Origin of the sequence: Lentzea kristufekii, assembly GCF_033949925.1 — a bacterium.
In the GTDB taxonomy this organism is placed as follows: Bacteria; Actinomycetota; Actinomycetes; order Mycobacteriales; family Pseudonocardiaceae; genus Lentzea; species Lentzea kristufekii.
In genome coordinates this window covers 43,329-53,283 of sequence record NZ_JAXAVV010000039.1, presented here as the reverse complement: position 1 = coordinate 53,283, position 9,955 = coordinate 43,329, and the positions used below count along the sequence as shown (strand labels likewise).

Sequence of the window (9,955 nt, the reverse complement as noted above, 5' to 3'; positions counted from 1 at the left end):
CTTGGGAAACATGTCCGCTGAACGAGTGCGTGGCACCCGCCCAGCATAAATGACCGACCGGGTCAGTCAACACCGTTTGCCGCCCGGATGACGCTGTGCACCACCAAGGCGATGCGATCAGCGGCCTGGTCCGGGTCGGGCTGGTCCGCGTCGAGCCAGGCGATCACGGCCTCGAGGGTGACTGTCGGCGCGTACTGCACCGCCCAGTCCAGCCATGGGCCTTCCGGAATCACCGCGGCCAGCTCGCGCCGCGTGACCTCCGCCGACATCGCCTGCATTCCGTTCACCACGTCACGGAAGTCCGGTTCACGCACCGCATGCCGGAACAGCAAGCGGAACCCATCCGGATCTTCGGCAGCGGCACGCAGCAGCGCAGAGATGCTGCCCTCGTCGTAGTCACCGGAGCCGACCGTTGCTTCCAACCGGGCACACGCCCGATCGAGCACAGCCCGGTACAGGTCAGCCTTCGAGTCGAAGTGCCGGTACAGCAACACAAGGGTGACCTCGGCTTCAGCCGCCACACCGTCGAGTCCGGTCGCCACATACCCGGTACGGGCGAACGCGCGGGTCGCGGCGTCCAAGATCTGCTCGCGCCGCTGAGCACGCGGCATGCGCCGCACGTTCTGAGGACCCGCCACCACTGCACCTCCACTCGTTTAGATCAGACTAAACAAGCAGCTTTGTTTAAGTCAACTTATACAAGCTGACCCGAACAAGCGGCCCACGTCATGGTTTCTTCCGCTCAGCTGCCGTTCGAGCAGCTCCAGCCGCTGCAGGTCCCTCCGCAGCTGCGCGTACTTCAGTCCCAGGGCGCGGTCCACCGGATCCGCACCGGTCGGCCACGACGCGTGACTGGTCACCGACTACGCCCACATGCGCGAGTTACTCGGTGACGACCGGCTCGGCAGATCGCACCCTGCCCCGCAGAACGCGGCACGCACCGGCGAATCCGCCCTGTTCGGCGGCCCGCTGGGAGACTTCGTCACCGAGCGGGCCGACCACGCCCGCATGCGCGCACTGCTGCAACCGCACTTCTCCCCCAAACACATGCGCGCACTGCGTCCCCGCATCGACGCACTGACCGCGCAACTGCTCGATCAACTGGCCACCTCGGAGACTCCAGCCGACCTGCACGCCGCCGTCGCGGTCCCACTGCCGATCCTCGTGATCTGCGAGCTGCTCGGCGTGCCGTACGACGACCGCGACCAGTTCCGCGCGTGGACCGAGGCCGCTGCGGACATCAACGACCGCACCGTCTCCGAACAAGGGCCCCGCAACCTGTTCGGCTACGGCATGCGCCTCGTCGAGACCAAGCGGCAAGGGCCGAGCGACGACGTGATGTCACGCCTGCGCGCAACCGACGGCGTCTCCACCGAGGAGGCCGCCATGCTCTCCATGGCGCTGTTGTTCGGCGGCCACGAGACGACCGTGGTCCAGATCGGCATGGGCGCGCTGCTCCTGTTGGCCAACCCTGGTCAGTGGAACGCCCTGCACGACAAGCCCGGCCTCATCCCGAACGCCGTCGAAGAAATCCTTCGTGCGCCTGGCAAAGGCGGTGGCGGGATGCCCCGCTATGCCCGCACCGACTTGGAGAGCGACGGCGTCAGGATCAGCGCCGGCGACCTCGTGCTGCTCGACATCGGCGCCGCCGACCACGATTCGGCCGTCTTCGCCGAGCCCGACCGCGTCGACATCACCCGCAAGGCTGCTGTCCACACTCGGCCGCCTGCACCCTGGCCTGGCTGGCCGCGGACGCGCGGCCGGACAAGATCTCCGCAGTCGTTCTCATCGGCGGCTTCCCGGTCGCCGACGGGAAGTCCTACGCCGACTTCTTCGAACTGCGGGACGGCGTCATGCCGTTCCCCGGCTGGGCGCCGTTCGAAGGACCGGACTCGGCCGACCTCGACGAGGAGGCCAGACGCACGTTCGCCGCCAACGCGATCCCCGTTCCCGAAGGTGTGGCCACGGGCATCGTGCGGCTCACCGACGAGCGACGCTTCAAGGTTCCCGTCGTGGTCATCTGCCCCGAGTTCACCCCTGCCCAGGCCGAGGAGTGGATCGACGCGGGCGACGTGCCGGAACTCGCCCAGGTCCAGCACCTCGACTTCGTCGACCTCGACTCCGGTCATTGGCCGATGCGCACCAAGCCCGCTGAGCTCGCCCGGCTCCTCGCGGCGGCCGGCACGGCCTGATGCGCGCCTCGACGAGAGGCGTGCTCGCCGACGTCGGTCTCGCAGACCGGCATCGCGGCGAGTGCGTCCGTCCGCCGGAACCTCCAGCCGGAAGCGGTGCATCGGTTGGTCGGGACGAGCCGAATCAGTCCCGCGGCGTCAGGTAGCCGCGGGAGAACGCGGCGGCCACGGCGGCTGCCCGGTCGTTGACGCCCAGCTTCGCGTACACGTGCAGCAGGTGCGTCTTGACCGTCGTCTCGCTGATGTGGAGCCGCTTGGCCGCCTCGCGGTTCGTCGAGCCCTGGGCGATCAGCTCCAGCACTTCCCGTTCGCGCTGGGACAGCGGTGCCGGGGCTGGTTTGCGCACCTGTCCCAGGAGCCGGGTCGCGACGGTGGGCGAGAGCACCGCCTGCCCTCGTGCCGCGGCCTCCACCGCGCGGACGAGCTCCTCCCTCGGTGCCTCTTTGAGGAGGTAGCCGGTGGCACCGGCTTCGATGGCCGGCAGCACGTGGCTGTCCGTGTCGTACGTGGTGAGCACCAGCACCCGTGACGGCACTCCGCGCTTCGCCAGCTCCCTGATGGCGGCGACGCCGTCGGTGCCGGGCATCCGCAGGTCCATGAGGATCACGTCGGGGCGGAGGTGCTCCGCGGCCGCGACGGCTTCCGCGCCGTCACCGGCTTCGCCGACCACCTCGAAGCGCGGATCGGTGCCGAACATGCCCCGCAGCCCGTCCCGCACCACCGGGTGGTCGTCGACGATCAGCAGTGAGATCAACTCGCGCTCCCGACGGGGATCGCCGGTACGGTCACCGTGATCGCGGTGCCTCCGCCGGGCTCGGACTCGACGTCCAGCCGGCCCGCGAGGCGCTGCACGCGCTGCCGCATGCCGGCGAGGCCGAAGCCCCCGTCCGCGGTGCCGCCGGCGGGCTTGGCGTCGGGCAGGAAGCCCACTCCGTCGTCCAGCACGTCGAGCGTCACCAAGTCCTCCATGTACGACAGGGTCAGGGCGACCCGACCGGCTCGTGCGTGCTTGGCGACGTTGGCGAGAGCCTCCTGCGCGGTGCGCAGCAGTGCCACCTCGACGTCGGTGTGCATCGGCCGGGCGTCGCCGGTCGTGGTCAGCACCGCCTCGACGCGGTTCACCTCCGACCAGCGCCTGGCCACGTCGCCGATCGCGTCCGGGAGGCGGGACTCCGCCAGCGCGGACGGTCCCACCGCGTGCACCGTCCGGCGGGCCTCGACGAGGCTCTCGCGGGCCAGGTCCATCGCGTTCGCCACGTGCCGGCGCGACACCGCCGGTTCGTCCGACGCCTGCTCGGCGGCCTGGAGCTGGGTGAGGATGCCGGCCAGGCCCTGGGCGAGGGTGTCGTGGATTTCCCTCGCCATCCGCTGCCGCTCGTCGAGCACGCCGGCCTCACGGGCCCGCACCAGCAGTTGAGCGTGCAGGCCCGCGTTCTCCGCCAGCGCGGTCTCCAGCTCGGCGTTGGCCCTGTGCAGCTCGGCCAGCGCCCGCTTCTGCCGGTGGTTGCGCCGGTCGGACATCACGTCGGCGTGGAAGCCCGCGGTGGCCATGACCGTGGTGAGCGCGCTGACGGCGGGCCACTTCCACCACTCGTCGGCCGTGATGTTGTCCGACCCGCCCACGTAGGAGACCGCCGAGACCGCGGACGTGACGGCCACGCCGACGTAGCGCCACCGGCCCTTCAGGTACTGGAAGGCGTGCACGTAGCCGATGAACGCGAAGAAGCCGAACCACGGCGTGAGCAGCACCAGGCAACCGGTCAACGCCACGAGCCCCGTGTAGTACAGGCCCATCAGCGGGCCGTTGCCGTGCAACTCCGGGCGGAACGTGTGGAACCACATGACCCACGCGGTGAGCAGGGCCGAGAGCCCGAGCAGCGCCGGGAGGTGCACCGGCGCGTCCCAGAGCGGCTGCAGCAGGGCGAACACGATGCTGACCGCCAGCAACGGGTACGGGAGCACCTTCAGGACCGCGGTCTCCTTGCGCTCCCAGCGGTCGAACTCCTCGCGCAACTCGGCCTCGACACCCACGACCTGCATGATCGCACGCCCGCGGCCGGCTACACCGTTGCCCGTACGGCGGGCACACGGCGCAGAGCGCCCGATATCGCCCAGCTCGCCACCGCGGCGATCACCAGGGTCAGCAGGAACTTCGGCACGGGTCCCGCGTCGAGTGGTTGCAGTGCCGCTTCGGCTCCGACGATGACCGGCGCGTGCACGAGGTAGACGGCGAAGGCGTTGTCGGCGAGGTAGCGGCTGAACCGCGACGTACCCGCGGCGAAGCGTTCGAACGCGCGGAGCAGGGCCAGGACGACGCCGACCGCGAACAGCGACTCCGACAGGGCCAGGGCCAGGTGGGCGAGGTCGTGACCGGCCAGGGCACCGGACGCCCCGAAGCCCCGGTGGCCGCCCAGCGCCAGCGGCACGAGCGACGCCACCGCCAGGAGCACGCCGAACCAGCCCGATCTCCGCGGAAGCGTCGCGAGCCGGCGGTGGCGGTACGCCGCGACGCCTACGGCGAAGAGCAGCACGTATTGCGGCATGTAGGCGGGGCTGGGCAGTCCGAGCAGCGGCTCTTTGGTGCCGTGCGGGACGAGGATCCGCCAAGCGTAGGTGACCACGCTGAGAACGAGCACGAAGGCGAGCAGGTCCCGCCGCCGCAACGGCCGTGAGCGCACCGGCTCCGCGGTCGCGCGCAGGTGCCGCAACAGCGCGTACGCGAGCGAGAAGATCAGCAGCAGTTCGAGGAACCAGGCGGGCCCGACCTCCCAGGTGGTGAGGTAGTAGACCGCGAAGGACGGCCGGCTCGCGGCCGGGAGGTCGAGGTAGTCCGGCAGGACGAAGAACGGGCGCAGCAGCACGATGAACCCGAGGAACGGGATCCCGAGCCGCTTCAGACGCTCGACCGCGAACTTGCGCGGCCCTCTTCTGTCGACCGCACCGGGTGCGAAATACCCGGACAGCAGGAAGAAGAACCCCATGAAGAACGTCTGGTTGACCAGGAGCAGCAGGTCCAACGGCTCCGCCGCGGACGACGAGGCAGGTTGTTGCCACTTCGGCCAGGCGTCGAGATTGCTGTAGGGGGCCGCGGAGTGGTGCGCGAGCACCAGGAGGGTCAGGAAGACGCGGAGGTTGTCGATGTAGGAGATGCGCGCCGGGCGCTGCACCTCGATGAGGGCCATGCGCAGAAGCCTGCTGCCCGCGGCGCCGCTCCGGATCGACCACGCGGGCGGTGATCACCGCGGACGCGGTAGACCCGTCCATCCTCCGATCGGAGGATGCGAAACGAAGAAGGGTGCGTGCATCGCCTGATGCACGCACCCTTCCGAGTTCTCAGGTCACTTCTTGAAGACGTCCTTGACCTTCTCGGCCGCCTCCTTGAGGTGGCCCTTGGACTGGTCGGTCTGGCCCTCGGCCTGCAGGCCCGGGTCGTCGGTCGCGTCGCCGACGCCTTCCTTGACCTTGCCCTTGAGCTGGTCGGCCTTGGCGTCGAACTTGTCGTCGGTGCCCATGTCGTCCTTCCCCGACACCTGACTCTCAGGTGCGACATCTGTCTCTGGGTGCCCACGCAGCCGAACCTCAATCCTCCATCGCCTCACTGTGCAGTTTCATGCTCAGATCACGAACTCTGCAGGATGACATCGATCTGCCTGCCCAGCTGCGCGTACTTCTGCGTGTACAGGACGGGGAAGACGCCGGGCGGGTCGGCCGGGCGGACGGTGTCGGCGTAGTCCATGCCCAGGTTGCCGAACACGACGACGACGTAGTCGCGCTTGTTCTTCCCGGGCAACGACTTCACGATGCCCGCGTCGGAACCCGCTGTGCTGGTCCAGCCGGTCTTGTGCGCGAACGTCACCTCGGCGGCCTCGTTGCACGGTCGCACGTCGCGGTCGTAGACCGCGACGCCGACGGTCACGGTGCCGTCCGGCTTGATCCAGCGTGACGGCACCTGCTGCGGGATGCCCTGCACCGGGTAGTCGCGCCCGCACCAGTTCGATGTGGACAGCATCTCGTTGTGGCCTTGGGCCGCCAGGGTTTCCAGGAAGAACTTCCGCGACGACGGTGAGAGTTCGTTGGCGGTGACCGGTTTGCGGTCGTTCGTCGTCCACAGCACGTCCGGGCCGCCGTTGATCAGCAGCAGGAGCTTGGCGGTGTCGAGGCCGCTCATGTTGGCGCCTCCCCAGGCGCCCCCGTTGCCGGGATTCGTCCCGGTGACCATCAGCGTCGGCATTCCCAGGTCCGCGAACGTCCGGTTGACCTGGTCCCACGCGTTGAGGTCGTGGAGCAGCTTCACCAGCGCGCAGGTGGACTCGTTCTGCGACTTCGTGATCATCTCGTCGAAGTGCTGCCGGACCTTCTTGACCGTCGGCCCGCCGCACACCGCCCGCGCCGGGTTCGGGTCGAAGGCGTAGTCGGCGTCGAGGTCGATCTTGCCCAGGTCCACCAGCCGCAGCACGCCGAAGCCCACCAGCAGCTTGAGCACGGACGCCGGGTACGGCGAGGAGAAGTCGATCGGCGCGTTCTCCCTGCCCGGCACCACGTCCCGAGTGCCCACGCCGCCGTTGGTGTCCCACTCGGTGTCGTCCCACCAGCGGTAACGGACCTGGTCGGTGGACAGCCCTTGGGGTTGGACCGGCACGACCACGCCGTTCGGGTGCTGCGGGCTGAGCAGCACGTTCGCCACGGCCTGCGGCCTGCCGGCCGGGTCGAGCTTGATGATCGCCACGTCCAGGTTCGGCGTCTGGTGCAGAGGCTTGCCATCCGCGCGCGTGCGGGCCCGGTTCATCAGCTCGCCGGGCGAAGGGTCGTACTTGTCCTGCTGCGCCACCGGTTGCGTGCCGGGCGGGGTCAGGTCGACGACGTCCTTGAAGTTCTGCGCCACGATCGCCTCACGCAGGCGCTCGGCCAACGGCAGGCCGTCCGCGGCGGCCACCGGCGTCGTGGAGGCGGCTGTCACCGCGAGCGCCGTGCACACCAGGCTGATCCGCTTGAGCTTCACCTCGGCCCTCTACATCGGACGTCGATGGCTCGGCGGACCGGCCGGTTCGGGCGAACCGGCTGCGGCGTTGCCGACCACGGGTCGTACTTCGTCGGTTTCACCTGGCCACTGGGGCGCCATCGCGTCTCTCGCGGGCGTGCCCACGTACTTGGCGTAAAGCTCGTCGAAGATCGGTGTCCTGGTCATGCGGACCATGGTGAACAGCAGAGATGACAGATCACGTGACAACGCACCTAAACCGCTAGAAGAGGTGATGTGAGCGCGCTTGCCAACCCTTGTGGCGCAACAACAACCGGATATGCCGTGAAGCGCCCGGCTGCTTGTCGCAGCCGGGCGCTTCACGGGAGAACACATCGCCACCACGCGCGCCGCGTCAGGCGTACCGGCCCCCGAAGTGATCAACCGGTAGGAGCCAGTGCGTCGACGACCTCACGTGATGTGCCGCGAGTCAGCGGTCCGAGTCGTCCTCGTGGTGGTGGTGTACGTGCACGTCCTCGATGTCGGGGTTCGTGCACGGTCCGCCGTCGTTGTTGGAGAAGAGCGGCACCGCGATGACGTTCACGTCGACGTGGCAGACGTTGATGTCGCTGAGCAGCTCGGAGTCTTCCATGTTCACGAGGCCGACCTGGTGGTCGTGGTCGTACTTCGAAGCGAGATCCATCATGTCATCCATCGCGCCGCCCTGCGTCGCGAAAGCGGGCGTGCCCATCATCAGGAAACCCGCGCCCACGGCAGCCGCGGCAATAGCCTTCTTCAGCATGACGATTTTCTCCTACGAGCCAGTCGTTGATCTGCACGTGCAACAAGGAGAGGAACGGAACCGGCATCCCTGCCCGTTCCGCTCCTCTTACGAAAGAACAGCGCGCCGCCGCAGCGGGCGCCGTCTCACGTCACTTGTCGTCAGGGTTGGCGCACAGGCCGCTGTCGTTGTCGGACAGCACCGGCACCGCGATGACGTTGACGTCGATGAAGCAGGCGTTCAGATCGCTGGCGACCTCGGAGTCGTTCAGGTCGGCGACGCCGACCTGGTCCGTGATGTCCAGCTCAGGGGCATCGGCCAGCGCAGTGGAACCAATACCGAGGAAAGCGCCCGCGATTGCGACGGCCGCCCCTGCCTTCTTCAGCACAGAAATCTCCTTGTTTGACCTGTCAAGAAAGGTTTGCGTCGGCAACGAGCCCGCCGCAAGTCCGACAGGACCGTATCCAAACAATCGACGGGAGACCAAATGGGCAATCACGCGAAGGTGTGAACACAACAGCCCCTCGTCACACCATCGGGTAATGCTCAATTATCGATGTTTAGAGCGTCACGAGCCGATGAGCAGGGCAGAACACGCGAATTCCACGTCCGCATCCCGCTATGGGGTGAATACCTGCCGCGTCAGCGCCCGAGAGTTGGCCCGCGACGGCGCACCTCGCCCACTGAAGCCTCCTGACCAGCGCTTTCAGCCGGAACGGACCGAACTTCCGCTGCGGCGGCACGCCAGCGCTTGCCGGCTTCGGAGGTGAACAACGCCGGTTGTGCACCCTTGTCGACGCCGCCTGCAAGCAATACGGTCGCTCTATTCACCACCGGAACTGGTCGAGTTGAGCCGGCAGCTCGAAGTCGCGCTGGACATCGAGGATGCGGCCGGGCAAATGCGAATCGCGATGGTGTCGGTACAGGCAGGTCCACTCCCTGAAAACGCTGGACAGGGCGCGCACGTGGCGGAGCTGTGCGCTGGGTTGAGCGCTTCCGGGCACGAGCCGGTCGTCTACACCCGGCGCGGCGATTCCACGTCGCCTGCGACTCTCCGCGCAGACGACGGCTACGACATCGTGCAGGTCCCCGCCGGACCGGCCCGCGCACTCGCGGAGAACGAGCTCGTGGAAAATCTCGGTGATTTCACCGAGTTCCTCGCAGATCGGTGGCGAGAGCAACCTCCGGACGTGGTGCACTCGCACCACTGGACGTCCGGGCTGGTATCGGTGATCGCCGCGCATCGCATTCGGGTTCCGGTGGTGCACTCCTATCACGGCTTCGGCGAGACCCGGTCGGATCAGCGCTCCGACGCCGAATCTCTCATTGCGCGCCGAGCGGCGTGGATCACCGCGACGAGTTCGGCGGAAGCGGCACAGCTGTCGCAACTGGGGGTGCGGCGCTCCCAGCTGTCCGTGGTTCCCAGTGGCGTGAACTCCGATTTCTTCAACCCGGACGGTCCGATCGCGGTCCACGATGGACGAATGCGCGTCGCGGTGACCGGAGAACTGGCTCAGGGAAACAGCTCTCCGGCAGTCGACGCCGTTGTGTCCGCAATGGACCATGTCGCGCTCGTCGACGCGAATGCGGTTCCGCGCACTGATCGGCCGGCATTGTTGAGATCAGCCGACGTCGCGGTGTGTGCGCCGGCCGTCGAGAGGTACGGCAGCGCGGCACTCGAGGCGATGGCCTGCGGTGTCCCCGTGGTGGCCACGGCGGTCGGGGCGCTGAGCGACGTCGTGCTGCCGGACGTGACCGGCCTGCTGATCCCGCCGCGGGACGGCCGGCGGCTGGCGCAGTCGCTGAAAGCGTTGCTGGCCGACGAGACGCGACGGGAGCAGTTCGGCATCGCCGCCCGCGACCGCGTGCTCGGCCGCTACTCGCGAAGCCGGCTCGCGAAGGAGGCGATGGCCGTGTACCAGCGCGTCGCGACCGACAGCGCAGCGACCGGCGGAGCGGCACCGGCCCGCGGAGGACGCAGGGACGCCGGGGTGCGCACCTGATGCGAGGCCGAGCGCGCGCCGG

12 protein-coding genes and 1 pseudogene are annotated in these 9,955 nt (G+C 68.3%); 3 read left to right on the top strand and 10 right to left on the bottom strand.

Features of this window, described 5'->3' with window-relative positions; all coding sequences use genetic code 11:
- Positions 1-62 precede the first annotated feature (62 nt).
- Both SK571_RS43600 and SK571_RS43595 read right to left on the bottom strand, forming a co-directional pair.
- Positions 63-611, bottom strand: a complete 549-nt coding sequence (locus SK571_RS43600) for a TetR/AcrR family transcriptional regulator (protein ID WP_319989983.1) — start codon at positions 609-611, stop codon at positions 63-65.
- Positions 612-882: 271 nt separating this feature from the next.
- Positions 883-1,320 (bottom strand): hypothetical protein, encoded by a 438-nt coding sequence (locus SK571_RS43595; protein WP_319989982.1) that lies wholly within the window; start codon positions 1,318-1,320, stop codon positions 883-885.
- On the opposite strand from SK571_RS43595, the pseudogene SK571_RS46530 reads away from it, so the two are divergent.
- Both SK571_RS46530 and SK571_RS43585 read left to right on the top strand, forming a co-directional pair.
- Positions 1,294-1,641, top strand: a pseudogene (locus tag SK571_RS46530) (cytochrome P450); the annotation flags it as partial. The gene SK571_RS43595 and the pseudogene SK571_RS46530 overlap by 27 nt on opposite strands.
- Positions 1,642-1,853: 212 nt before the next feature.
- Positions 1,854-2,192, top strand: coding sequence for a hypothetical protein (locus SK571_RS43585; protein WP_319989980.1), 339 nt, complete (start codon positions 1,854-1,856; stop codon positions 2,190-2,192).
- Between the two features lie 124 nt (positions 2,193-2,316).
- Here the strand turns inward: SK571_RS43585 and SK571_RS43580 are convergent, their stop codons facing one another.
- The 8 genes from SK571_RS43580 to SK571_RS43545 form a co-directional block, all read right to left on the bottom strand.
- Positions 2,317-2,946, bottom strand: coding sequence for a response regulator transcription factor (locus SK571_RS43580; protein ID WP_319989979.1), 630 nt, complete (start codon positions 2,944-2,946; stop codon positions 2,317-2,319).
- Positions 2,943-4,223 (bottom strand): sensor histidine kinase, encoded by a 1,281-nt coding sequence (locus SK571_RS43575; RefSeq protein ID WP_406602112.1) that lies wholly within the window; start codon positions 4,221-4,223, stop codon positions 2,943-2,945. The genes SK571_RS43580 and SK571_RS43575 overlap by 4 nt, the downstream gene beginning before the upstream one ends.
- Positions 4,224-4,252: 29 nt before the next feature.
- On the bottom strand, positions 4,253-5,374 hold the full coding sequence (locus SK571_RS43570) for an acyltransferase family protein (RefSeq protein WP_319989977.1): 1,122 nt from the start codon (positions 5,372-5,374) through the stop codon (positions 4,253-4,255).
- 156 nt (positions 5,375-5,530) lie between these two features.
- Positions 5,531-5,704 carry a CsbD family protein gene (locus SK571_RS43565; RefSeq protein ID WP_258952818.1) on the bottom strand — a complete coding sequence of 58 codons (174 nt, stop codon included), beginning with the start codon at positions 5,702-5,704 and terminating at the stop codon, positions 5,531-5,533.
- A 107-nt stretch (positions 5,705-5,811) separates the two neighbouring features.
- Positions 5,812-7,191: a serine hydrolase gene (locus tag SK571_RS43560; protein WP_319989976.1), complete on the bottom strand. Its 1,380-nt coding sequence runs from the start codon at positions 7,189-7,191 to the stop codon at positions 5,812-5,814.
- A gap of 9 nt (positions 7,192-7,200) precedes the next feature.
- Positions 7,201-7,377 carry a hypothetical protein gene (locus SK571_RS43555; protein ID WP_319989975.1) on the bottom strand — a complete coding sequence of 59 codons (177 nt, stop codon included), beginning with the start codon at positions 7,375-7,377 and terminating at the stop codon, positions 7,201-7,203.
- A 262-nt stretch (positions 7,378-7,639) separates the two neighbouring features.
- Positions 7,640-7,951, bottom strand: coding sequence for a hypothetical protein (locus SK571_RS43550; protein WP_319989974.1), 312 nt, complete (start codon positions 7,949-7,951; stop codon positions 7,640-7,642).
- Positions 7,952-8,081: 130 nt separating this feature from the next.
- Complete coding sequence (locus SK571_RS43545; protein ID WP_089917997.1) at positions 8,082-8,318, bottom strand: hypothetical protein; 237 nt, start codon at positions 8,316-8,318, stop codon at positions 8,082-8,084.
- Positions 8,319-8,778: 460 nt separating this feature from the next.
- On the opposite strand from SK571_RS43545, the gene SK571_RS43540 reads away from it, so the two are divergent.
- Positions 8,779-9,933 carry a glycosyltransferase gene (locus SK571_RS43540; protein WP_319989973.1) on the top strand — a complete coding sequence of 385 codons (1,155 nt, stop codon included), beginning with the start codon at positions 8,779-8,781 and terminating at the stop codon, positions 9,931-9,933.
- Positions 9,934-9,955: the final 22 nt, after the last annotated feature.

What these genes read in the sequence shown, in the direction of transcription:
- SK571_RS43555 (WP_319989975.1), bottom strand. Translation starts at nt 7,377, where the DNA reads ATGACCAGGACACCGATCTTCGACGAGCTTTACGCCAAGTACGTGGGC.
- SK571_RS43585 (WP_319989980.1), top strand. Translation starts at nt 1,854, where the DNA reads ATGCCGTTCCCCGGCTGGGCGCCGTTCGAAGGACCGGACTCGGCCGAC.
- SK571_RS43550 (WP_319989974.1), bottom strand. Translation starts at nt 7,951, where the DNA reads ATGCTGAAGAAGGCTATTGCCGCGGCTGCCGTGGGCGCGGGTTTCCTG.
- SK571_RS43600 (WP_319989983.1), bottom strand. Translation starts at nt 611, where the DNA reads ATGCCGCGTGCTCAGCGGCGCGAGCAGATCTTGGACGCCGCGACCCGC.
- SK571_RS43565 (WP_258952818.1), bottom strand. Translation starts at nt 5,704, where the DNA reads ATGGGCACCGACGACAAGTTCGACGCCAAGGCCGACCAGCTCAAGGGC.
- SK571_RS43570 (WP_319989977.1), bottom strand. Translation starts at nt 5,374, where the DNA reads ATGGCCCTCATCGAGGTGCAGCGCCCGGCGCGCATCTCCTACATCGAC.